This window comes from Haloparvum sedimenti, assembly GCF_001462205.1.
Lineage (GTDB): Archaea > Halobacteriota > Halobacteria > Halobacteriales > Haloferacaceae > Haloparvum > Haloparvum sedimenti.
Map to the genome: position 1 here is coordinate 58,422 of NZ_LKIR01000126.1, position 22,777 is coordinate 81,198.

A 22,777-nucleotide genomic window follows, 5' to 3' on the forward strand; every position below is an offset into this window, starting at 1 on the left:
CTGTCGGGCTGCGACTGCCGTCGTCCCGCTCGTTCCTCGCGGGACCCTCGCTGCCGTCCGAAAATCGGAGATTTTCGGGATGACGAAAGAGCGAGCTCTTTCGAACCACGCTCCTCGCTCTCCGCTTGGGGAGACAAACCGCGCTGTTGCGGCGACACGAGGTCGTCGCGGCGCGCGCCCACCGCACCGCGACTGCACTGCACCGCGACCGCACAGCACCACACCGCCGCGAGTTTCAGAAAAGCGAGAATCTCGATCCGATCTGCATTACCCAGTATCGATCTCGGCTGCGCACGGGCCGTGGGAGGTCGTGACGCATCCCATCGCGGAACGCACCATTTATACGCGCCCCGACGGAATCTCGGGTCACGACTATGCCGAGTTCCAATGGGCCTCAGAAGGCGACACGAAACAAGCTGGCGAACAAACCGCGGAACCGTGGCATTTCGCCGCCGCAGCGGGCCATCCAGGAGTACGACGAGGGCGACAGCGTCCACCTGAAGATCGACCCGAGCGTACCGAAGGGCCGCTTCCACCCGCGCTTCGACGGCCGAACCGGGACCGTGGTCGGCGAGCAGGGCTCCGCGTACAAGGTGGAGATCACCGACGGCGGAAAGGACAAGACCCTCATCGTCACGGCGGCGCACATGCGCCTCCAAGAGAACTGACGCGATGACGATCTTCAAGGAGAAGCTCGACGAGGAGACGATCACCACGGCGGAAGCCAAGGAGATCCTCGCCGAGATCGAGGCCGAGCGCGCCGACGACGAGGAGCGCGACCTCCGCTACGAGCTCGCGCGTGCCATCGAGCACGCGAACCGGTTCGCGCTGCTGGAGGGCGAGGAGTCCCGCGAACTCGTCGAGGAGCTCGTCGAACTCGAGAAGGTCGACGAGACGACCGCGATCAAGATCGCGGACCTGCTCCCCGAGGACCGGACGGAACTCCGCTCGGTGTTCGCCCAGGAGCGCTACTCGCTGAGCGGCGACGAACTGGACGACATCCTCAACGTCGTCGCGAAGTACGCCTGAACGCCGGAGCCCACGCCCGGCAGGAACCGGGGCGCCCCGTCCGTGCGGTCGGTCCGGAACGCCGACCGCCGCGGGCGGTTTCTTAAGTATCACCTCCTCGTAGTGACGGGCATGTATTCTCACGACGCCGGGACCGGCCGGAGCGTCTCGACCGCGACGACCGCCCGCCGCCTCCTCACGGACGGCGGCGAGGCCGCCGACACGGAGTCCGACGTGGACTCGGCGTCCGGCACGGCCGCGGACGAGGACGCCGCAGACGAGGACACTGCGGCCGGTACGGCCACGAGCGACGCCGCTTCCGATAGCGAGAGCGGGGAGTACGCCGTCCTGCTCGACGTGCTTCCGCAGGGGCGTCCGGGGGACGACCGCCCGCCATCACAGAAGTCGCCGGTCGCGTACGCGCTCGGCGAGCCGCAGTTCCAGCTGTACGAGCTGACGCTGTCGTCCGCCGAGGAGCTCTCGGTGGGTGACCGGATCCGGATCGGGCCGGAGGCGGCCGACGTGATCGACCGCTTCCGGGAAGTGGACCTCGGTGACCTGACGCACAACGCGGACGCCGAACTGGAGTACGCCGTCGAGGCGATCGTCGACGCGAACGAGCGCCGCTTCGTCGACTTCTACAACGAGGCGGGACCGATCAGCCTCCGACTCCACCAGCTCAACCTGCTACCGGGCATCGGCGAGAAGCTCCGGAACGACATCCTCGACGAGCGCAAGCGCGGCCCCTTCGAGAGCTTCGCGGACGTCGAGGAGCGCATCTCCGGGCTCCACAATCCCCGCGAGGTGATCGTCGACCGCATCGTCGAGGAGCTCCGCGAGGAGGACCTGAAGTACCAGCGGTTCGTCGGCTACGAGGGGTAGTGCCGTCCGCGGAGCCGCGGCCCCCTCGTCGAGGAGCCAGCACCCGAAAACGGGGGCTTTACCCGGAATCGTCGCGTAGCCGCGGCCAATGACCGACCCATCGACATCGGCGTCGCCCGACTCAGACGGGGGCGACCGACCGACGGGCGACCGCGACCCCGACGCGCTGATCCGCCGTGCGGGCCTCGCCGTGGACCCCGATCAGGACCAGCACTTCCTCGTCGACGATCGCGTGCTCGACCGCATTCCGGGCTATCTCCCCGCGGGGACCGACACGAGTCGCGTGCTGGAGATCGGCGGCGGCGCGGGCGCGCTGACCGACCGCCTGCTCGCTCTGGTCGGCGGCGGCGAGGGGCTCGGCGACGACGCGGGCGACCGGGGGCAGTCCGACGGTCGCGGGACTCTCACCGTCGTGGAGCGCAACGCCGACTACGCCACCTTCCTCCGGGAGGAGTTCGCGGACGCGGTCGCGGCCGGGCGACTGGAGGTGGTGACCGGCGACGCGCTGGACGTGGCGCTACCCGAGTTCACCGCCTGCGTCGCGAACCTGCCGTACGGCGCCTCCTCGGAGATCGCCTTCCGGCTGTTTCCGGCAAAGCGCCCCATGGTCCTGATGTTTCAGCAGGAGTTCGCGGAGCGGATGGTCGCGGAGCCGGGGACGAGCGAGTACGGCCGACTCTCCGTCTCGGCGCAACACTACGCCGACGTGGAGATCGCGGAGCACGTTCCGCGCGAGGCGTTCTCCCCGCCGCCGGCGGTCCAGAGCGCGGTGGTGCGGTGTACGCCCCGCGACCCCGACTATGAGGTCGCCGACGAGGCGTTCTTCCTCCGGTTCGTGAAGGCGCTGTTCACGCAGCGCCGCAAGACGGTCCGAAACGCGATCCGGAACACCGCCCACATCTCCGGACTGGGCGCGCCCGAGGCGGTCGTCGAGGCCGCCGACGAGGACCTGCTCCGCAAGCGTCCCGGTGACCTCGCTCCTGCCGGATTCGCCGCGCTGGCGGAGTTGGCCCGGGAACACGGTCGGCCGGAGTGATCATCGTGGCGGAACTCGGACAGATCACGTTCGACACGACGACTCGAGTGGCGATATCGGGACTGATCGTCGCCTCGGTGCTCGCAGTTCGATTCTTCGTCCGTCGCTACCGGGAGCGTCGCGACGCCGACCTCGGCACGGTGCGTCGACTGACCCTGTCGACGCTCATCGCGGGAGCGACCGCGCTCGGCGTGATCGGCCTCCTCGGCGTGTGGGGACTCACCGACTCGCTGAACCAGGCGTACGGCGACCTCAATCTGGCGGGACAGTTCCCGCAGGTCGTCCTCTCGGTGGTCATCCTCGGCGGTGCGTACGCGTTGACCGACTTCCTCGGCCAGATCATCCGGGAGATCGTGAGCGCGGGCGACTCCATTTCTGACCACCAACAGGAGATGCTCTATCGGCTCACGCAGCTGTCGATCTACTCCCTCGCGTTCCTGGTGGTCGTCGGGCTGTTCACCGAGAACCTCGGCAGCCTCCTCGTCGGGGCGGGGTTCCTCGGTATCGTGGTCGGCATGGCGGCCCGCCAGACGCTCGGCGCGGTGCTCGCCGGCATCGTCCTGATGTTCTCGCGACCCTTCGAGATCGGGGACTGGGTCGTCGTCGGCGACCACGAGGGCGTCGTCACGAACATCACCATCGTCAACACGCGGATCCGGACGTTCGACGGCGAGCACGTCACCATCCCTAACGACGTGGTGGGTGGGAACCCGGTGCTCGACCGCACGAAGGAGGACCGGCTCCGCATCGAGGTGGAGGTCGGAATCGACTACGAGGACGACCCGGAACGCGCCGCCGAGATCGCCGTCGAGGCTGCGAGAGGCGTCGACAACGTGCTGGAGATGCCCTCGCCGCAGGTGGTCGGCAAGCGATTCGCCGACTCGGCGGTCGTCCTCGGCGTGCGCTACTGGATCGACAATCCCAGTTCCCGGAAGCGGTGGCGCACGCGGACTGGCGTCATCGCCGCGGTTCACGAGGCGTTCGCCGAGGAGGGGATCACCATCCCGTTCCCGCAGCGCACGCACTCCGCCCGCGAGGGCGGCGTCGGGGTCCGGCTCGACGCCGCCGACGACCGGGGTCGGGGTGAAGAGGCCTCGGACGGGGGCGGCGACCGATGACCGACCTCGCCGAGCGCCGCGATGCCGAGACGGCGGTCTACCAGCCCGCCGAGGACTCGGGTCTGCTCGCGGAGGCGGCGCTGGAGCGCGCCGCGGGCCGGACCCTGGAGGTCGGGACCGGCTCGGGATGGGTCGCGGAGCGCGTGGACACGGAGACGGACTGCGAGGTGGTCGCCAGCGACCTCAACCCGCACGCCTGCCGGGAGGCGCGCGACCGCGGGCTGTCGGTCGTCCGCGCGGACCTGCTCTCTCCGTTCGCCGACGACAGCTTCGAGACGGTCCTGTTCAACCCGCCGTACCTGCCGACCGACCCCGACAACGAGTGGTCCGACTGGATGGAGGCGGCGCTGTCGGGCGGCGAGACCGGCCGTGAGCTGATCGAGCCGTTCCTCGCGGACGTGGGGCGCGTCCTCCAGCCGGGCGGCCGTGTCCTGCTGCTCGTGAGCTCGCTGACGGGGTACGAGGAGGTGCTGGCGCTCGCGGAGGCGGCGGGGTTCGACCACGAGAAGGCCGTCGAGGAGTCGTTCCCGTTCGAGACGCTCACGGTGCTGGAGCTGACGCGAGAGTAGCGTGAGAAAGCGCCGTGTGCTGTTGAAGGCTCGGCCGAACCGCCCGCGTCAGGCGAACGAACCGGCGTAATCCGCGACGTAGCCGAACTGGTCCTCGTAGCCGTGTGCCGACAGCAGCACCGGGTAGAAATCCTCGTCAGCGACGAGCCGGTCGCCATCCGCGGCGGCAAACGCCTCTCCGGCCCGTACGCGCTCGAAGTTGCGCGCGAACACCTCGTAGTCGGCGGCCGGCGGCTTCGGGATCCGCTCCAGCAGCCGATAGACGTCGATCTCGTCGCGGCCGCCCGCGTCGACGACGCTCTCGGTGGCCGGCGCCGGAAGCGCGCCCGTGGCCGCGAGGAATCCGCGAACGAGCCAGTAAGCGTTGTCCGCGGCCGTATCGGTCCCCTGCTCGCCCGCCTCCACCTCGATGGTGTGCGGGTGCTCGATGAGCCGTCCCTCGGTGAACCGGTCGGTCTGGATGACGATGTCGACCGGCAGGTGCGGGCAGACGCCGCGGGTGACCTCGTCCATCGAGTCGATCACCGCGAACGGCTCCGCGTACGACTGCGTGGAGTGGATCGCCAGCGTCGTGCAGCCGGTCAGCTCCTGTTGCAGTCGGTGCGCCAGTCGCTCCTCGTGGGCGTCCCCGTTCGGATCCCCGGGAAACGACCGGTTGAGGTCCGTGTCGACGTATCGCTCGCCGATCTCCAGCGCCTCCTCGTTGGCGACGATCAGCTTCACCGGCCGCTCGACGTCCTCGTCGTCGGCCAGCAGGCGCTCGACGGCCCGGACGCCGCAGGGCTCGTCGCCGTGGATCCCGCTCACGACCGCGATCTCCGGGGTCCCCTCCCCCACCTCGAACACTTCCATACTGGATCGCAATAGCCCGGCGGATAAGTGGGGTTCGGATCCGGCGCCCCCTCCCAACCGCGTCGCCCCTCACGACCGCGCCGCCGGCCGCGTCACGGCCCGTGTTCGAGCCGTTCCGCGTACTCGCGGTCGGCCGGGTACGCGTCGGGGCGCGCGCCGTCGAGTTCGATCCGCCACCCGTCGATCGCCGCCGGATCCGCGAGCGCGGCGTCCAGGGTCGCGCGAACGTCTCCCACGTCGACGCCGTAGAAGTCCGCCGGGACGCCCCGGAGGTACTCCAGCGCGGTGGTAAAGAGGCTCCGCATGCCGTCGTCGTCCGCGAAGTCCGCGCGTTTGTACGCGCCTGCGGCGACCTGCACCATCCCGTGCAGGTAGGTGGACTCGACGCGCCCGGCCCCGTAGTTGTACCACTCGTCCTCGAAGCAGTCGTGGGCGGCGTGGTACTCGCCGGCGTTGAACAGCCGGACGCCGTGTTCGGTCGCGCGCCGGAGGGTCGCGTGCTCCCAGATGCGGTCGTCCGCGCGCCACCCCGAGGGGTCACCGAGCGGCGGGGCGACGCCCGGGTCACGGGTGTGGTCGTCCATGGATCGTGTTTGGGCCGGGGGCGCCTAACGGTTGCCCCGGCCGGCACGACGATGTCGCTCACGCCCTCTCGCTCCCGACGCGGACCGTCCGACCCGGGGACGGAGCGGGCACGAACCGACGAGTTAAACACGCACGCACCTGTACCGAAACTCGCGTGCGAGGGTAGCCAAGTCTGGAAACGGCGGCGGACTCAAGATCCGCTCCTGTAGAGGTCCATGCGTTCAAATCGCATCCCTCGCATCGCTGGGATCCACCCCCCGTGATGCGGAAGGGCGCTCTCGGGGCGTTCTTCCCTCGCAAAAACTCTGCACGAACTCCCGAGCGACGGGTGTCTCCTGGCCCCGATTCCCCGTGGCTCCGTTCGGGTCCACGGTCCTCCAGATGCGGATAAATGTCACCGGTTCGCCGAGGGAAAGATACAAGAAAGATCCTTGAACACGAACCCTCATGGGTGAGACACCCTCGGACGACCGTATCGAGACGCGCCGACGAACCCTGCTCGCGGCGGCCGCGGGTGGTCTGTCGGTCGGGGCGCTGGGCGGGGCACCGGGCGCCGCGGCCGCGCAGGACGGCGACGCTCTGACCATCGTGCACGACACGCACTTCCACGGTCGGTTCGAGGACGCCTCGGACGCCGAGAAGAGCCTCGCGCGCTACTACGTCGAGGCGGCCCGACTTCGCGAGGAGTACGGCAACAGCGCCTTCATCGGCAACGGCGACGACCTCGCGCCGTCGATGCTGGGGCTGGAGTACGAGGGTGCACACATGATCGAGGCGCTCAACTACATGGAACCGGACGCGGTCGGCGCGGGCAACCACGAGTTCGACTTCGGCATTGACGTGGCCGAGCAGCGGTTCTCGGACAGCGAGTTCCCGTGGACGGTCGCGAACCTCCGGACGCCGGACGGCGACGCCATCCCCGGCACCGACCGCTGGCTGACGATCAACCCCGGATCCGTCACGCTGGGCGTCTTCGGACTCGTCGTCAACGGTTTCTACTCGATCACCGACTACCCGGAGGAGTACGAGGTCATCGACAACGTGGAGGCGGCCCAGGAGGCGACGACCGCGCTCACGGAGAACATGGGCGCGGACTTCGTGGTCTGTGCGGCGCACATCTCCAGCGGCCAGCAGGAGCGCGTCGCGGAGGCGGTCGACGGACTCGACGCCATCGTGGGCTCCCACTCCGGGATCACGTTCGCGGAGCCGAAGGTGGTCAACGACACGGTCATCGCCGAGTTCGGCGACGAGTTCGACCACCTCGGCCGGCTCACGTTCGACATGGAGTCCGGGGACCTGTCCGACTGGGAGCGCCTCGACTTCTACAACTCCGAGGCGCTGGGCGACGACGAGAGCCCGCCGGAGGAGACCGAGAACTACACGCCGGTCGACGTGCAGTCGATCGAGCCGGACCAGGAGCTCGCCTCCCTCTCCGAGGAGTACCTCGGCGAGCTGGAGGACCGGCTCGGCGAGCCGATCGTCGAGAGCGAGGTGGAGCTGAACGCCACCTTCGACAACTACGCCATCGAGACCGGCTGGGGGAACCTGATGACCGACCTCGCGCGCGAGGTCGGCGACCTCGACCGCGAGATCGACGTGGCGACCCAGAACGGCGGCGGGATCCGCTCGGGAAGCACGTACGGCCCCGGCGAGATCACCGGCCTCGACGTGATGGACATTCTCCCGTTCCCCAACGAGATCGAGGTGTACGAGCTCTCGGGCGCACAGCTGTACGAGTACCTCGAGGGCGAGGTGCGCCCGCTCCCGAGCCAGTACGGCGCCCAGCCGGCCATCCAGGTGTCGGGCGTCTCCTACGAGTGGACCGGCCACGACGACGAGGGGGAGATCGACAACCTGTTTGTCGGCGGCGAGCCGTACGACGAGGACGAGACGTACCTCGTCGCGACCAACGACTACGTCGCGGGCAACTCCGTCATCGGCGACGGGGAGCTCGTCCTCCAGTCCGGGCAGTTCCAGGGCCCGTACACCATCGACAAGCTGGAGGAGCGCGACACGGTCGCCCCCGAGCGCGAGCACCGCATGATCCGCGTCGACGAGGACCTCGGTGACGCGGCGGTCTCCGCCGACGGCGACACGACGACCGTCAGGCTCCCGAATCCCGAGGCCTCCGAGGGCGTCGTCGAGGACACCTACCGCGCGGTCTCGCGCACCGGCGCGGTCGTGCAGGCCGAGGGCGTTTCCGAGACCGAGGACGCCGTCGAGGTGACCTTCGCGGCGGACGCGCTCGCGGAACTGGCCACCTCGGTCGAAGACCCGGTCGTCCGCGTCTTCGGGGAGTTCGAGCCGAACGACGAGCACTACGGCTACGAGTCCGACGGCGAGACGGTCGACCTGCCGAACTCCTCGGGCTACGACGCGTTCAAGCTGAAGGGTCGGGTCGACGCCGACGCGGCCGCGGGGACCGGCAGCGAGGAGACCGAGGGGACCGAGGAACGGACGGAGACCGACACGGCGGACGGCGGTACCGATCAGGAGACCGACGCCGGCGGCGAGACGGGCGACTCCGCGCCCGGCTTCGGCGTCGGTGCTGGCGCGGCCGGCGTGGCCGGCGGCGCGTACCTCTTCGACCGGTTCTCGGGCGACGAGTCCGAGTAACGCCGGAGTTTCGGACCCCCTTCACGCGGACGGGAACGCCCGACGCCCTCATTTATCCACGACCCCACGACCCACACGCGAATGACCCTCCCGGACCCCGAAGACAGGCTCCCCGATCCCTCGGAGACGCCGCGCCGGGAATTTCTGAAGGCGGCCGTCGCGCTCGGCGGCTCGGCCGGGCTGTCGGCGTGTGTGGAGGCGCCCGCTGCAGATCCCGGTGGCGCGGCCGACCTCGCCGACGTTCCGACCGGTGATCCCGACGCCGTTCCTGACCGACAGCACGCGTGGAACGAGGCGCTTCCGACGGACGCCGACGGGAACGTCCGCCCGCCGCGACACCACGTCCTCCGGTACGCCGACCTCGGGTTCGACCCGACGGACGGCGACGAGCGCGCCGCGGCCCGGGAGACGCTCCGGGAGGCGCTCTCGGCGCTCGAACGCGCGTTCGCGTGGTCGAACGAGGGGCTGCTGTTCACGGTCGGCTACGCGCCGGCGTACTTCGACCGGTTCGACGCGTCGCTCCCCGCGTCCGTCGACCTGCCCGCGCCGACGGCGTTGACGGAGATGGAGGACCCGGCGTTCGACGAGGCGGACCTCCTGATCCACCTCGCGAGCGACGCGCCCGCGGCGCTGCTGTCCGCGGACGAGGCGCTGTTCGGGGACGCTGGGGCCGTGCGGTCGGGCGACCGAGAGGAGCAGGTCCCCAACCTCTCCGGCGTGCTCGACCCCGTCGACCGCCGAACCGGATTCGTCGGGGCGGGCCTCCCGCGGGAGCACCGAGGCGTGCCGGGGCTCCCCGAGGACGCCCCGATCCCGGAGGAGGCGCCGCTGATGATGGGGTTCAGAAACGGCTTCCGCGCGTCGCAGGCGACGGAGGACCGCGTGACGGTCCGAGAGGGGCCCTTCTCCGGCGCGACCACCCAGCACGTCGCCGCGCTCCGGCTCCAGCTCAACGCGTGGTGGCGACAGGAGAGCCACGCCCAGCGCGTCGCGAAGCTGTTCAGCCCCGTCCACGCAGCGGAGGAGCGCGTCGGCGACTGGGGCGAAAAGCTCGGCGCGGACCCCGCGGTCGCGGACCTGCCGGAGGACGCGGTGGCGTACGCCCGCGACTCGGGTGTCGTCGGCCACGCGCAGAAGGCCGCCCGCGCCCGCGAGGACGGCGCGCCGCTCCTGTTGCGCCGCGACTTCGACACGACCGACGGCGACCACGCCGGCGTCCACTTCCTGACGAACCAGCGCCGGATCGGGGAGTTCGTCCGCGTGCGGGCGGCGATGACCGGCGCGGACATCGCCGACGAGACCGCGGTCGGGAGCCGCGTGAACAACGGTATCCTGCAGTACGTCTTCGTTCGCCGGCGCGGGAACTACCTACTCCCGCCGCGGCGCCACCGCGTCCTACCGACGCCGACCCCCGAGTGACGACCGGAACGGACCGACGATACCATGACCGACGACACCACGACCGAGGACGACGCCACGGCCGGACCGAGAAACGGCGCGCGAGAGCCGGAGCGCCGGGCCGACTCGCAGATCACCAGACGTCGCGCGCTGTCGGCCGGCGCGGTCTGTCTCGCCGGCGCGCTCGCGGGCTGTGCGAGCGAGGGAGGAAGCGACCGGCCCGCCGGATCGACAGCCGAGGGCGAAGAGACGGACGGCTCGGGTACCGGAGAGGGTGGCGGCCCGACGCTCGCGCGCGTCGAGGACCCGCCGGACGCCGTCTACGTCCCGACCCACTTCGAGGCGATGCGGCACCTCGACCCGATCCGGGCCGGCCCGTACGAGGTGGTGCCGATGGTGACGTACCCGCACGCCTTCTGGACCGTGACGGGAGAGACCGTCGAGCGGACCGAGCCCTCCGGCGCGGAGGATGTCCACCTGATGGTGACCGTCCGCGACCCCGAGACGAAGGCCGTGATCCCCGCCGAGACCGGCCTCGAACTGACGGTCGGCCGCGAGAGCGAGTCGGGGTCCACGCACGTCCCGTGGCCGATGGTCTCTCAGGAGATGGGCCTGCACGCCGGTGACAACGTCCCGCTCGGCGAGGACGGGACCTACGAAGTGACGGTCCGGGTCGGGGCGGTCGACGCACGCCTCACCGGCGACTACGCCGGCCGCTTCGACGAGAGCGGCACGGGAACGTTCACGTTCACCTTCGACGACGAGTTCCGGAGCGAGGTGGTCGAGGGCATCGTTTACGTCGCGGAGGGCGACCGCGGCCGCCGCGGCGCGCTGGCGAACGCGATGGCCCGGATGGGGTCGCAGGGGGCCGAGGAGAACTCCGACACGACGGAGGAGCCGCACCCCAACGGCGTCGAGCGCTGGCGTGGCGGCGAGGCGGGGCACAGATACGGCACCTACGAGCGCGCCCCGGACGCCGGGGATCTCCCGCCCGCGGACGCCCTTCCCGGAACCCTGCAGGGCCGTCCCGTGACGGGCGACGCGGTGCTGGCGACGACCCTGATCGCGTCGGGGTCGCGGTTCGTCGACGACGACGAGCGGTACCTCGCCGTCTCACCGCGCACGCCCTACAACCGGAGTTCGCTCCCGATGACGGCGCTCTCGTACGAGCAGCGCCGGGAGGGGGAGTCGGTCTCGTCCGGCCCCCTCACCGGGACGCTGGACCACGAACTCGGGTACCACTACGGCGCCGCGCTGTCGGACGCCCGGACGGGAGACGCGGTGACGCTGACGGTTGACACGCCGCCGCAGGCGGCCAGACACGCCGGCTATCAGACCGCGTTCCGCGAGATGCCGCCGGTCGAGGTCGAGTTGGAGGTGCCGGAGTGACCCGTGTCGACGCTGGCGGGGACGACGGGGCGGTCGGCCGCGCTCGCGGCTGCCCGGGCGTTCGCGCGCTCACGGCCGCGGCGCTCGCATGTCTCCTGTTCGCGGGCGTCGGGCTCGGCGCGGCGGTCGGCCCGGCCGCGGCGGGCGACAACGTCGCCGTGTTCTCCGTGGAGCCGGAGACGGCGGCCGCGGAGCCGGGCGATACGTTCTCGGTCAGGGTGGGACTGGAGAGTCACGGCGCCTACGGCGACGCCGAGGTGGCGGCGGTGGACCTGTGGCTCGACTACCCGGCGAGTCACCTCGCGGTCGAACGCGTCGAGCCCGGCGACTGGTTCGCCGAGGCGTCCGCTGACGCGGCCGACTCGCCCGACTACGCCGAGACCGTCCGAAACGCGGAGTCCGGGGTCGTGAGCGTCGACCAGTCGCTCCGGAACCCCCGCGAGCAGGCCACGACCGGCGTCGCCCACTTCGCGACGGTTACCTTCCGCGTCCGGGATGAGGCCGACCCGGCGACGGCACGGATCGACGCCTCCCGGAGCGAGGTCCGGCTGACGAGTCAGTACCCGCAACCGGTGGCGGACGCATACGCGGACGTGAACGTCTCCGGCGGCGGCCCCGACGCGGACCCGGCGTACGTCGAGGAGCCGGCGTTCGAGTCGTTCGGCGGCGAGGAGGAGGAATCGAGGACGACGTCGGCGACCACGATGACCGGTGGTGGCGACTCGACCGGCGCCGCGGAGTCCGGGTCGGAGAGCGGCGTTTCGGCGCCCGGGTTCGGGCCGGTCGTCGCGCTCCTCGCGCTGCTGGCGGCGGCACTGCTCGACCGGCGCTGATCGCTCGGGGTCGGTATCGACGGAAACCTGAGAAGCCGGCCCAGAAAAGGGACCAGACACGCGCCGTCGCGACCTTTTTTCTCTATCAGGGGTGGAACTCGTCCTCGAACTCCTCGGGGTCCTCCTCGTCCGGCGGGACGAACTGGCCGGTCAGCAGGTAGCTGACGAGGAAGAACACCGCGAAGCCGGCCATCACCGCGCCGACCGACTGGACGACGAACGGGATGTCGTTGTACCACGCCCAGCGGTCGACGACGATGATCGTCAGCACCGCGGCCGCGATCGCCTTCTGCTCGTCGGTCGGGTCCGTGAGGAACCCCTTCACGTCCTCGACGAGTTCGCCGAAGAAACTCATCTCAGGCACCCCCGTGATTCCTGATGACCTCGCGGACGCGCGAGAGCCCCTCCTCCAGTTCATCGGTCGGGAGCCCGAACCCGATCCGGAAGCGGTTCGGGTAGCCGAACAGGTGCCCGGGCGCGAGCACGACACTGGCCTCCTCGACGACCGTGCGACAGAAGTGTTCCGCGTCGTCGAAGGCATCGGGGACCGTCACGAAGCCGTTGACTCCGACCGGATCGTGCCACTCCAGTCCGCGAGCCTCGACCCACTTCCCGACGGTCCGGCGGTGCTCGCGCGCGAGGTCGCGGTTCTCCTCGAGGATGCGGTCCTCGCGGCGGCCCAGCGCCTGCCTCGCGACGTGCTGGTCGATGATGCCGGGCGAGATGGTGGTGTAATCCTTCCACCCCCACGCGGCGTCGACCACCTCCTGCGGGCCGGCGAGCCAGCCGAAGCGGAGCCCGGCGAGCCCGTACGCCTTCGTCAGGCTGGCCGTGGAGATGCCGTACTCGCCGAACGAGGCGACGGGCGGGAGCGGGTCCTCCGCGAGGAGGCGGTACACCTCGTCACAGAGCAGGTAGGCGTCGTTCTCGGCGGCGACGTCGTACACGGCGCGCATCGTCTCCTCGGGGTGGTAGCGTCCGGTCGGGTTGTTCGGGTTGTTCACGACGACGACGGCGGTGTCCTCGCGGACGGCGTCCGCGACCACATCGGGGTCGAGCCGCCAGTCGTCCGCCTCGGAGAGCTCGACGCGGGTCACCTCGCCGAACGCCTCGGGGACGGCGTGGAGCGCCTGGTAGGTGGGCGTGACGACGACAGCGTGGTCGCCGCCGCCCTTCGCTCCGCTCCCCTCGCTCGGGCCCGACCCGAGGATGGAGAGGAACGCGAGGAAGTTCGCCTCCTGCGTGCCGCAGGTGAACAGCACTTCGTCGGCGCTCCGGTCGTACCGCTCGCCCACCGCCGCGCGGAAGTCGGGGTCGCCGTTGGTCGGGATGACGTAGCCCAGCTCGCCCGGGTCCAGGTCGAACCGCGAGGCGTCGAGCGACCGGATCCCGCTTTCCGCCAGCATGATGTCGGCCTCGTGTTCGTACTCCGCGAACCAGCGCTCGAGGCCGAACGGCGCGATGTCCATACCCGACGTTGGCGGCTGGCGTACGTGAAGCCTGCGGGACGCGACGAGGTGCCCCACGGCCTCGAGGAGCGGTGGCACCGCGCCGGCCGCGAACCGCCACCCGTTTATCCCGGCCGCGCGAACGGCGGCCAATGAGCGAGACCCTCGACGAGGACCTCTACCAGCGGACGCTCGCGCTGATCGAACCGGGCGAGATCGAGCTCGTCGGCTGCGTGGTCCACACCGACCTCGGCGGCGACGAGGACCTGGAGATGCACGAGCTGACGGTCGCGATCAACGACGTGCTCGCGGAGCTTTCGGGCAAGGGCGAGGCGTACATCGAGGCCGGCAACGACGACCCCGACTTCTCCTCGAACCAGTTCCAGGGGCGCACGCTCGACGACGAGGCGTTCGTCTGGGAGTGCCAACAGCTCCTCCGGCAGGGCACCTTCGACCTCGTCTTCTACTACGAGGCGGACATCGATCAGGACGCGGTCGTCGCGGAGCTCGAGGCCCTCGACGGCGTCGACCGCGTGACGCAGGTCCCCTGACGCCGCCGCGGCATTTCTGCACCACCACCCATGAGCGAGACCGTCCTGATCCCCGGCGGCCGCGACGTGCGCGCGAGTCTGGACGCCGCCGGTTCCGACTCGGCTGACGACGAGTCCGACGCCGACGCCTGCGTCGTCGCCTGCCCGCCCCATCCCCAGCACCGCGGCCACCGCGGCGACGAGCGCCTGCGCGCGGTGAGCGATTTCCTGACCGACCGCGGGATCGACTGCCTGCGCTTCGACTACGGCGACTGGGACGAGGGGTACGGCGAGACGACGGACGCGGACAACGCCGTGGCGTGGGCCCGCGAGCGGTACGACCGCGTCGGCCTGTTCGGGTTCTCCTTCGGCGGCTGCGTCGCGCTCGTGACGGCCGCGAGCAACCCCGACCTCCGCGCAGTCGCCGCGCTCGCGCCCGCGGCCCGACTTAACCCCGACACGGACGCCGTCACGGCCCTGGACGCGCTCGCGGACGCCGGCACCCCCACGCGCGTCGTCCACGCGACGCGGGACACGACCGCGGACTGGGAGCCGGTCGTCGAACGCGCGCGAGAACTCGGGCTGTCGGTCGCGGAGATCGACGCCGACCACTTCTTCGTCGGAAAAAGCGGGCAGGCCGCGGAGGCTGTGGGGGGTTTTCTGTCGCCGCGGCTCGGAGGCACGGCGAGGGACGAGTAGGCGCGGCGACGGGACGAGTTAGCTGTACCCCCGCCACCGCCGGCCGCACTCCTTGCACTTGAAGAATCGTGTCGGGGGTTCGTCTGCGGAGCCGGTCTGTTTGATCGTGTACCACGCCTCGCCGTGGCCGCACTCCTCGCAGACCACGTCGGTCGCGGTCGGCTTCCCCTCGAAGTTGGCGCCCTCCTCGGTCTCGATCACGTCGTCGTCACTTTGCGCCTCGGTGGAGGTGAACTGCTCCGCGAGGCCCTCCTCCTGCTCGGTCGTGGCGCCGCAGTCGTCGTTCTGACAGACCATCTCGCCGTCGACCGACACCATCATCGAGCCGCATTCGTCGCAAAACTGCATGGTCGCCGTAGGGGAGTCGCGCCCTTATGTTCCGCGTCTGCGCGGTCACGGCGGCGCCCCCGGCGACCGCGGACGCGGTCACCCGCGGTCGAACTGCGGCCCCTCCTCCGCGATCATGGGGCAGCCGCGCACCCGGAAGTGGTCCTCGTCGGTCACCTCGACGATCTCCGTTCCCTCGTGCTCGCAGGCGACGGCCGGCGGATCGGCCAAGTACGGACAGCTCTGGCAGTACTGCCGCTTGTCGACGATGTGGTCCGCGTGGTCGCCCCCTTCCTCGTCCTCCTCGACCGGAGTCGCACCGACGCCGCCCTCCGCGGCCGGCGCCGGACCGACCGACGCCTCCTCCTCCGAGAGCGCCTCCCACACGTCCTCGTCCAGATCGCCGACCTCCATCTGCTCGAAGGGGTCGGTCCCTGACCCCTCCTCGTCGGCGCCTCCGTCCAGGTCCGAGAAGGGGTCGTCGGACTCGACGTCCGCGTCCAACTCGGCGAACGGGCTCTCGGAGTCGACGCCTGCGTCGAGTCCGGGGTCGACGTCGACTTCGACCCCCTCCGGGTCCAGCTCGGTCAGATCGTCGTCCCCGTCCGCGTCGTCGGGCGCGGTCCACCCGACCTCCTCGCCGCCGTCACGATCGCCGTCGTCGCTCCGCGGGCCGTCCCCGCTTCGCGATCCGTCGCGGTCGTCGCGGTCGTCGTCCCGCGGCTCCCCACCGTCGGTCATGCGTCGTCCTCGAGGATGTCGTTCGCCTCGGTCGAGGGTTCCGACTCGCCTTCCAGTGCTGGACGCTCTCCGACCGTCAGCCGCGCGGTTCCGAAGAAGCCGGACTTCGGTTCGACCGACTCGAAGGTGCTCTCGCAGTGCGGGCATCGCGGCGCCGCCAGCAGGCCGATGTGGACGGCGTTCCCGCAGTTGTCGCAGTCGGCGTCCGTCACTCCGTGGCGGTTCGCGACCGCGGACAGCTCCGCGGCAGCCTCGCGCTGTGCGCGCTCCGTGTCGAGCTTCCCGGTTCGTCGCTGGAGCCGGACCACCGCGCCGGCGAGGCGGTTCAGTTTCTCCTCGACCCCGTCGAGCGTTTCCTCGTACTCCGCGACGGTCGTCTCGAACTCGTCGAGCTGCCCCTCGGCGCGCGATTCGACGCGGTCGATCCGGCTCTCCAGATCGGCTAAGTCGTCGCGCAGCGAGTCGAGCGAACTCGCCAGCGGCGGGTGGGAGTGGTCCTCGGCCGCCTTCGACTGCACCTTTCGAAGCACCTCGACGACGCGCTCGCGGACATCCTGTACGTCCCCCTCGAGGGTCGTCCTGAGGTCGTCGACCTCGGCGTCGAGCGACTCGAGTTCGCCCTCCAGCGTCTCGACCTCCGACCGGAGCTCCCCGGCGTCGTCGTCGGTGAGCTCGTCGACCCGCACCCGAAGCTGCTCGACGGTCTCCGCGTCCGGCACGTCGATGTCGTTCTCGTCGGCCAACCGGACGACGGCCTGCGCGAGGAGTTCCTCGCGGTCCATCTCCGTCGTACCCCCATCGTCCACGGAGATCTCCTCGGGCAGCGTCATCGTCGCGCACCCACCATCTCTGTGTCCCCTTTACCACGCGGACGTAAGTAAGCTTCCGGGGGGTCCATCAGCGGATCTTCCGTACGTCGCTGATGTCGAGTCCCCCCTCGTGGATGTCCGTCTCGAAGCGGACGATGTTCTCCTCTTCCAGCCGCGAGAGGACGCCGCGGAACTCGCGGACGACCATCGTCCGCGCACGCTGGGAGCCGCCGGTCTCCCACGTGAAGCGGAACGTTCCGCCCACGGCGTCCATCAGCGCGCCCATCTTCTCGGCCGAGAGCGCGTCCTCGTTGACCAGAAGCAGGATGAGGCCCTCCCAGTGGAACGCCGCCTTCTTGAGTCCCTTCAGAAGCATCGCGATGTCGCTCCACTCGATCTCGTCGGAGACGGAGGAGACGAGGTCGGTGATCGAGTCGATGACGACCAGGTTCCCAGCAGCGTTCGCGCTCAGATAGTCGCCGAGTGCGGTCAGGACATCCTCGCGTCCGGACCGGTTGCCGAGCTCCTGGAGGGTCGTCGTCTCGCCCATGTACCAGTCCCGCGGGATCGGACTCAGCTGGAAGTATGCGTCCGAGAGGTCGGCGAAGGAGATCCAGTCGATGGCCGCGTCGACGATCTCTTCGTCCATCGTGTACTCCATCTCGCGCCGGATCGCGGCCTTGTCCGAGGTGAACGAGACGTAGTGGACCTCCGGGGGGACGGCCGCGTCCGGTTCGAGGTCCCCGTAGTAGAGGTCGAACAGCTCCTGGTCGCCGAGCCCGAGCGCGTTCATCGCGGCGCTGGTGTAGAGGAACTCCCGTGCACCTGCACCGGATTCGCCCGAGAGCAACACGACGTTGCCCGGGGGCGCGCCGCCGCCCAGGATGGAGTCGAGCCGGGCGACGCCGAACGGAATACTCGCCATGGGTTCACGCCTCTCCCCGGCGGTTTAGCCGTTACGGCACCCCCGCGTGCCCGCCGGCCGGTCCCGTCGGCGACCGCGCCCCTCGTCACTCTCCCTCGATCCGCGCACCGCGGTTCCGCCCGCGGACGATCCGCACGGTCCCGTCGACGCCGGCCGCGTCGAGCGCCGCCTCGCCCGCCGCCGCGGCCGCCTCCGCTCGCGAGGCATCCGTCACGCCGAACACCGCCGGTCCCCACGACGACTGTCCGGCGCCGAACACCGCGGGGTCGTCGTCGAGCGTCGCCACGAGGTCCCCCACGGGCGGTCGATAGACCCCGCCCTGCTCGTCGGCGTACCACGCGCCGTTGAGTCGTCCGACCTCCGCGACCGCCGCGCCGAACGCCTCGGCGCGCCCCTCCGCGACCGCCGGGAGCACGCGCCGCGTCACGACGCCGGCCACGCGGTCGGCGATCCCGGGCTCCGCGCGCTCGACGGCCGCGCGCATGCTGGCGTCCTCCGCCTCGCCGTTCCGGCCCGGTGGCGCGTCGGGCGTGATCACCAAAAAGCGCCAGTCGTCCGGGACCGGGTGCCGCGCGGCGACCGCCGGGACCTCCCAGCTTCCCACGTCCGGTCTGTCGGTCGTGAACCGGGCGGTGGGGTGGCCGGCGTCCAGAACGAACCCGCCGCGCTCGAACGTCGCCACTCCCACGCCGGAGCGTCCGCCGCGGCCCAGTTCCGGCGCGCGCTCGCGGGCCGCCGGCGCGCGGTCGTGGGCCCGCGCGACGCCCGCGAGGGTCGCCAGCGCGAGCTGCGTCCCGCTCCCCAGGCCGGCGTGGCGCGGCAGCGTCTCCCGGAGCGTCACCGCCGCGCCGGACACGTCCAAAAGCTCGCAGGCGCGCTCCGCGTACGCGCAGAGGTCGTCCGCGAGCGCCTCGCGGTCGCGGACTCCTCCTTCAACGTCGAGCGTCACCGTCGGCGCCTCGGCGCGCTCCGCGTCGACGACGACGCGGGGCTCCGCGAGCGCGGCCCCGAGCGCCCCGTAGAGGCGCTCGTGAGAGAGGCTGAGGTTGCCGAACCCGAAGTGGAGTCGGGCGCCGGTGGTGACGCGAACCATACCCGTGTCTCGGCGCCCGCGACAAAAGGGGCGGCGACGGTGGCGGGGCTTGCCTGTGGCGAGGAAAGCGAGAGAGACGGCGAGGTCGTGGTCCGTCCCACTTCAAGAGGACGCGACCCTACTGCATCGATCACTCAGAGGCATCAGGCTCCGTCATGGATCGATTCTGACATCCTGAACGACTACACAGCTCGAACCAAGATCCCGATCAGAACACTGATCAGGATAATGTAGAAGATAACCAGACCGGTTGACGTTTTGGTTGTTCCGTTAACGACGGCTGCCCGTGAGTTGAACGTTTGAGAGTCGGACGCGTCCGTGACGTCCCGCGTATCCGTGCGTCGCTGTTCGCTCGTGTCGCCTTCGACGTCTTTTTTCGGACGGATAACCACCGTTTTCGTCTTCTCTCCGGCGTTTTCTACGCTCACTTGAACTGCGTGCGTACCACTACCGGACGCCTCCAATCGTACCCTTCCATTCGGCCCAGTACGACCTGAGTCGATACTCGAAACGCGGTCATTATTGTACGTGTGTGTTGTCTCCAGATCGACACGAGCGTCGCTGATCGGCTCGCCACCCTGATCGTGGATGAACACGGAGAACGGGTTTTGTTGGTGCATTTCGTCCACGGAAATGTCGATCCCAAATCCGCTTCTTGGATGCACATACACACTGGTATCGTCTTCCACAAACCCCGGCTTTCTAGCGGTGTAGCGATATCTGGCGTTGTCTCCGATTCTGAATTGACACTCGCCACGTGAATCCGTGTGTTCTATATGCATTTCCTCGTCGTGTGTCCGGCCAGTCTCTTCGTTCCGTGCAATGATCTCTGCAGTCGGAACCGGGTCGCCGTTTCGGTCAGTAACCTCGATCGAGACCTTATCTCGACGGTCGCGATAATGATCCACTTCGGCCCGAATTGCTAGCCGGTCCCCCATTTTCAAATAACGCTATTCCGGAACACCGCATATCTATTTTGATCAGCAACTGACCAGTATCTGATCTGACAGTGAAGGGTGGTTTTCAGACGTACTCACGTCGTTCCCGTTTCGCTATCCCTTCGGCGTCGACAGAGCCGCCCGTTACCGGCCGTGGTTACCGAACCAGCGGCATGTTGTAGCTCGTCTCGGCGTCCATCACGTACTCCCACGTCGCCTCGCACTCGCAGGAGACCTGTTCGAAGACGGAGGGGTCCTGTCGGAGGTCGAAGTCCTTGATCGCGGTCTGGACGCGGTCGTCGCACTCGCCGCAGTTGTGGGCGCCGCGTTCGGAGCCGTGGCCCACGGGGTCGGAGACGACGATGGCGTCGACGTCCGCGGTTTCCTCCAGCACGTGCGCGACGGTCCAGAGCCACGGCGGGCGGTAGCCCCCCTCGAAGAACAGCTCGTCGACCATCGTGTAGCGCTGGACGTTGCAGGGGTTCATCGAGACGGTGTGACAGCCCTCGACGTCGGCGCAGCGCTCGATGGAGTCGATCATGTCCGCGGCCGCCTCGGGCTCCGCGAGGAACGGCGGCTTGAGCAGGAGGTACGCCTTCACGCCCGCGCCGACCGACCGCGCCTCGGCGCAGGCGTCTTCGAAGTCCGCGAACTCGAAGTACTTGTTCACGCAGTCGCGGCGCACGCGGTCGGTCGCGGTCTCCAGCCCGACCGCCACGTCCGTCTCCAGTCCGACGTCGGTGAAGTCGGAGACTCGGTCGGCCTCCACGAAGTCCGGCAACGACTCGACGACGATGCGCTCGCGGTCCGCGAACGTCTCGGCGATGGCCCGCCGTGTCTCCGCGGGCACCTCGCGCTCGTCGAGGAAGGAGCCGGAGGTGTAGATCTTGATCAGGTCCGCGGTGCCCTCGGCGTTCTCCGCCTCGTGGTCGAGACAGACCTGGATCTGGTCCATCAGCGCCTCGTGAGCGACGCTGCCGCCCTCGACGGACTCCGCGACGTAGCCGCACATCGTGCAGCCGCCGGCGCGGGCCCACCGGCAGCCGCCGGTGTTGAGGATGATCGTGAGCGACTGCTTCACGCCGTCGGGCGTGTTGTCCTCGTCGACCCAGACGCGGGTCGGCTCGTGGGGGTCGTACGTCTCCGACTTCTCCGCGCGGATGTCGCGCATCACCTCGTTGTGGGCGTCCATCCCGCGGCCCTCCTCGAAGGCCTCCGGGCTCGGCTTGCTCATTAGCGGAACCGAGGCGGTCGCGGCGTAAAGCCGCTTCGTCCTCGGGGCGGCCACGATCGGCGCCTCGCGGCAGATTCCGGCCGGTCACGCACGCTTCCGATGCCCCCACCACGCAACTGCGATCGCTGCACCGATCAGCGCCCCAACCGCGTTCACGACCGCGTCCGCGACCGCGAACGACCGCCACGGGATCGGCGCCTGCACCACCTCAACGCCGAGACCGAACGCGGTCGACGCCAGCGCTGCCAGCGTCGCCACCACGGCTGTTCTCGGGAGGAGAGCTGCCGATCGAAACCCGATCCGTTCACGGAGGCCGGCACCAACCGGACACACCAACGCAGCCGCGAGCGCCGCGTAGCCGAGCAGGTGAAACGGATCGGTGAGGCTCACGACTCCGCCCCCCGCGGAGGCGTCACCCGGGACCGGTACGACCGACGCCAAAAGCACCGCCGCGGCGATGGCGGCCGCCGGTCGCCAGTCCGTTCGGGACGTGTCGCGAGAGCCGCCTCCTTCCGTCTCGCCTCTCGGTGTCTGCATCGTCGTCTCCCGTTCGTTGGCGACCCCGAAAACGACGCCGGTACCGGAGTAATCAAAAACGGTTACTCTTTCGTGAGAACGCCTAACAGGGTACGGCACCAACATAATGAACGACCATTACATGACCGACTACGGCGGCTTCCGCGACCGCGTGGCACAGATCGACCTCTCCGACGAGGAGGTGACCTACCGTGGGATCAGCGACGAGTACGCCGAGAAGTACATCGGCGCCCGCGGGCTGGGGGTCCGATACCTCTTCGAGAAGGGGGCTGACGTCGACCCCGACTCGGCCGAGAACCGGCTTGCGCTGATGACCGGGCCGCTCACCGGCACGCAGACCGTGATGAGCGGTCGGATCGCGCTGGTGACGAAGTCCCCGCTGACGGGCACCGTCACCGACTCGCATCACGGCGGCTGGTCCGGCGCCCGGCTCAAGTGGGCCGGCCTTGACGGCATCCTGCTGGACGGGAAAAGCGAGAACCCCGTCTACGCCGTCGTCGAGGACGGCGAGGTCGAACTCCGGGACGCCTCCCACATCTGGGGCTACGGCGTCCACGACACCATCGACGCGCTGGACGACGAGGTCGACGGCGAGGTCGGCAAGAACGTCTCCGTCATGGCCATCGGTCCCGGCGGGGAAAACGGCGTCCGCTACGCCTGCGTCGTCAACGAGGACGACCGCGCCTCGGGCCGCGGGGGCACGGGCTGCGTGATGGGCGACAAGAACGTGAAGGCGGTCGTCGTCAAGAGCGGGACGAAGATGCCGAAGCCGGCCGACCCCGACACGTTCCAGGAGGGGTACCAGCAGGCGATGCAGGTCATCCGCGAGTCCGACGTCACCGCCCCGAACGAGGGCGGTCTCTCGCAGTACGGGACGAACGTCCTGATGAACATCACCGAGGAGATGGACGGGCTCCCGACGAAGAACGCGAAGTACACGTCGACGCGCTCCTTCTCCGACGCCGAGGGCGGCTCGGTCGACGCCGAGGAGGTCTCCGGCGAGAACGTCCGCGAGAACATCCTCGTCGACGAGCCGACCTGCCACTCCTGCCCCGTCGCCTGCAAGAAGGAGGTCGAGGTGCAGGTGAACCACAAGGGGACGGACATGAACGTCCGGATGGAGTCGTACGAGTACGAGTCCGCGTTCGCGCTCGGCCCGAACTCCGGCCACTCCGAGCGGGACGACATCGCCCTCATGATCGACCGGTGT

Annotated in this window: 24 protein-coding genes, 1 tRNA gene and 1 pseudogene; 14 read left to right on the plus strand and 12 right to left on the minus strand. The window is 69.6% G+C overall.

Annotated features, from left to right (window positions below; genetic code table 11):
- The first annotated feature begins 374 nt into the window (after window positions 1–374).
- The 6 genes from AN233_RS09685 (at window position 375) to AN233_RS09710 (ending at window position 4,613) form a co-directional block, all read left to right on the plus strand.
- On the plus strand, window positions 375–668 hold the full coding sequence (locus AN233_RS09685) for a 50S ribosomal protein L21e (protein WP_058366581.1): 294 nt from the start codon (window positions 375–377) through the stop codon (window positions 666–668).
- Window positions 669–672: 4 nt separating this feature from the next.
- Window positions 673–1,029, plus strand: coding sequence for an RNA polymerase Rpb4 family protein (locus AN233_RS09690; RefSeq protein WP_058366582.1), 357 nt, complete (start codon window positions 673–675; stop codon window positions 1,027–1,029).
- A 213-nt stretch (window positions 1,030–1,242) separates the two neighbouring features.
- A complete protein-coding gene (locus AN233_RS09695) occupies window positions 1,243–1,890 on the plus strand; it encodes a DUF655 domain-containing protein (protein ID WP_058366657.1) in 648 nt (215 codons plus the stop codon).
- Window positions 1,891–1,978: 88 nt separating this feature from the next.
- Window positions 1,979–2,926: a 16S ribosomal RNA methyltransferase A gene (locus AN233_RS09700; protein ID WP_058366583.1), complete on the plus strand. Its 948-nt coding sequence runs from the start codon at window positions 1,979–1,981 to the stop codon at window positions 2,924–2,926.
- Between the two features lie 5 nt (window positions 2,927–2,931).
- On the plus strand, window positions 2,932–4,044 hold the full coding sequence (locus AN233_RS09705) for a mechanosensitive ion channel family protein (RefSeq protein ID WP_245626046.1): 1,113 nt from the start codon (window positions 2,932–2,934) through the stop codon (window positions 4,042–4,044).
- The gene (locus AN233_RS09710; protein WP_058366585.1) at window positions 4,041–4,613 is read left to right on the plus strand and encodes a HemK2/MTQ2 family protein methyltransferase; all 573 of its coding nucleotides are present in this window, start codon (window positions 4,041–4,043) and stop codon (window positions 4,611–4,613) included. The genes AN233_RS09705 and AN233_RS09710 overlap by 4 nt, the downstream gene beginning before the upstream one ends.
- A gap of 48 nt (window positions 4,614–4,661) precedes the next feature.
- Here AN233_RS09710 and AN233_RS09715 read toward each other — a convergent pair whose 3' ends face one another.
- Together AN233_RS09715 and AN233_RS09720 are read right to left on the minus strand one after the other, a co-directional pair.
- On the minus strand, window positions 4,662–5,465 hold the full coding sequence (locus AN233_RS09715) for a succinylglutamate desuccinylase/aspartoacylase domain-containing protein (protein WP_058366586.1): 804 nt from the start codon (window positions 5,463–5,465) through the stop codon (window positions 4,662–4,664).
- Between the two features lie 92 nt (window positions 5,466–5,557).
- Window positions 5,558–6,049 (minus strand): DUF309 domain-containing protein, encoded by a 492-nt coding sequence (locus tag AN233_RS09720; RefSeq protein ID WP_058366587.1) that lies wholly within the window; start codon window positions 6,047–6,049, stop codon window positions 5,558–5,560.
- 157 nt (window positions 6,050–6,206) lie between these two features.
- On the opposite strand from AN233_RS09720, the gene AN233_RS09725 reads away from it, so the two are divergent.
- The 5 genes from AN233_RS09725 (at window position 6,207) to AN233_RS09745 (ending at window position 12,286) form a co-directional block, all read left to right on the plus strand.
- Window positions 6,207–6,290: transfer RNA gene (locus AN233_RS09725), tRNA-Leu, on the plus strand.
- A gap of 207 nt (window positions 6,291–6,497) precedes the next feature.
- Complete coding sequence (locus tag AN233_RS09730) at window positions 6,498–8,666, plus strand: bifunctional metallophosphatase/5'-nucleotidase (RefSeq protein ID WP_058366588.1); 2,169 nt, start codon at window positions 6,498–6,500, stop codon at window positions 8,664–8,666.
- A gap of 81 nt (window positions 8,667–8,747) precedes the next feature.
- Window positions 8,748–10,085, plus strand: a complete 1,338-nt coding sequence (locus AN233_RS09735; RefSeq protein ID WP_058366589.1) for a DUF7405 family protein — start codon at window positions 8,748–8,750, stop codon at window positions 10,083–10,085.
- Between the two features lie 24 nt (window positions 10,086–10,109).
- Window positions 10,110–11,453 (plus strand): DUF7350 domain-containing protein, encoded by a 1,344-nt coding sequence (locus tag AN233_RS09740; protein ID WP_245626047.1) that lies wholly within the window; start codon window positions 10,110–10,112, stop codon window positions 11,451–11,453.
- The gene (locus AN233_RS09745; protein WP_058366590.1) at window positions 11,450–12,286 is read left to right on the plus strand and encodes a PGF-CTERM sorting domain-containing protein; all 837 of its coding nucleotides are present in this window, start codon (window positions 11,450–11,452) and stop codon (window positions 12,284–12,286) included. Before AN233_RS09740 ends, AN233_RS09745 begins: the two co-directional genes overlap by 4 nt.
- 85 nt (window positions 12,287–12,371) lie before the next feature.
- Here AN233_RS09745 and AN233_RS09750 read toward each other — a convergent pair whose 3' ends face one another.
- Together AN233_RS09750 and AN233_RS09755 are read right to left on the minus strand one after the other, a co-directional pair.
- Window positions 12,372–12,641 (minus strand): hypothetical protein, encoded by a 270-nt coding sequence (locus AN233_RS09750; protein ID WP_058366591.1) that lies wholly within the window; start codon window positions 12,639–12,641, stop codon window positions 12,372–12,374.
- A 1-nt stretch (window position 12,642) separates the two neighbouring features.
- The gene (locus AN233_RS09755) at window positions 12,643–13,755 is read right to left on the minus strand and encodes an aminotransferase class I/II-fold pyridoxal phosphate-dependent enzyme (RefSeq protein WP_058366592.1); all 1,113 of its coding nucleotides are present in this window, start codon (window positions 13,753–13,755) and stop codon (window positions 12,643–12,645) included.
- Between the two features lie 131 nt (window positions 13,756–13,886).
- Here AN233_RS09755 and AN233_RS09760 point away from each other — a divergent pair, with 131 nt between their 5' ends.
- Together AN233_RS09760 and AN233_RS09765 are read left to right on the plus strand one after the other, a co-directional pair.
- Window positions 13,887–14,285, plus strand: a complete 399-nt coding sequence (locus tag AN233_RS09760) for a DUF5778 family protein (protein ID WP_058366593.1) — start codon at window positions 13,887–13,889, stop codon at window positions 14,283–14,285.
- A gap of 30 nt (window positions 14,286–14,315) precedes the next feature.
- Window positions 14,316–14,963 carry a CocE/NonD family hydrolase gene (locus tag AN233_RS09765; RefSeq protein ID WP_058366594.1) on the plus strand — a complete coding sequence of 216 codons (648 nt, stop codon included), beginning with the start codon at window positions 14,316–14,318 and terminating at the stop codon, window positions 14,961–14,963.
- Window positions 14,964–14,981: 18 nt separating this feature from the next.
- Here the strand turns inward: AN233_RS09765 and AN233_RS09770 are convergent, their stop codons facing one another.
- The 8 genes from AN233_RS09770 to AN233_RS09800 form a co-directional block, all read right to left on the minus strand.
- On the minus strand, window positions 14,982–15,311 hold the full coding sequence (locus AN233_RS09770) for a transcription factor S (RefSeq protein ID WP_058366595.1): 330 nt from the start codon (window positions 15,309–15,311) through the stop codon (window positions 14,982–14,984).
- A 78-nt stretch (window positions 15,312–15,389) separates the two neighbouring features.
- Window positions 15,390–16,031 (minus strand): hypothetical protein, encoded by a 642-nt coding sequence (locus AN233_RS09775; protein WP_058366596.1) that lies wholly within the window; start codon window positions 16,029–16,031, stop codon window positions 15,390–15,392.
- Window positions 16,028–16,861 (minus strand): coiled-coil domain-containing protein, encoded by an 834-nt coding sequence (locus AN233_RS09780; RefSeq protein ID WP_058366597.1) that lies wholly within the window; start codon window positions 16,859–16,861, stop codon window positions 16,028–16,030. The genes AN233_RS09775 and AN233_RS09780 overlap by 4 nt, the downstream gene beginning before the upstream one ends.
- Before the next feature lie 67 nt (window positions 16,862–16,928).
- Complete coding sequence (locus AN233_RS09785) at window positions 16,929–17,765, minus strand: RAD55 family ATPase (protein WP_058366598.1); 837 nt, start codon at window positions 17,763–17,765, stop codon at window positions 16,929–16,931.
- 85 nt (window positions 17,766–17,850) lie between these two features.
- The gene (locus tag AN233_RS09790; RefSeq protein WP_058366599.1) at window positions 17,851–18,858 is read right to left on the minus strand and encodes a beta-ribofuranosylaminobenzene 5'-phosphate synthase family protein; all 1,008 of its coding nucleotides are present in this window, start codon (window positions 18,856–18,858) and stop codon (window positions 17,851–17,853) included.
- A gap of 182 nt (window positions 18,859–19,040) precedes the next feature.
- The gene (locus AN233_RS16860; protein WP_125920013.1) at window positions 19,041–19,796 is read right to left on the minus strand and encodes a carboxypeptidase-like regulatory domain-containing protein; all 756 of its coding nucleotides are present in this window, start codon (window positions 19,794–19,796) and stop codon (window positions 19,041–19,043) included.
- A gap of 157 nt (window positions 19,797–19,953) precedes the next feature.
- Entirely contained in the window at window positions 19,954–21,030 is a 1,077-nt protein-coding gene (locus AN233_RS09795) for an archaeosine biosynthesis radical SAM protein RaSEA (protein WP_058366600.1), read from the minus strand.
- An 84-nt stretch (window positions 21,031–21,114) separates the two neighbouring features.
- Window positions 21,115–21,567 (minus strand): VanZ family protein, encoded by a 453-nt coding sequence (locus AN233_RS09800; protein ID WP_058366601.1) that lies wholly within the window; start codon window positions 21,565–21,567, stop codon window positions 21,115–21,117.
- Window positions 21,568–21,688: 121 nt separating this feature from the next.
- Between AN233_RS09800 and AN233_RS18045 the strand changes: the two are divergent.
- A pseudogene (locus tag AN233_RS18045) lies at window positions 21,689–22,777 on the plus strand (aldehyde ferredoxin oxidoreductase N-terminal domain-containing protein); the annotation flags it as partial.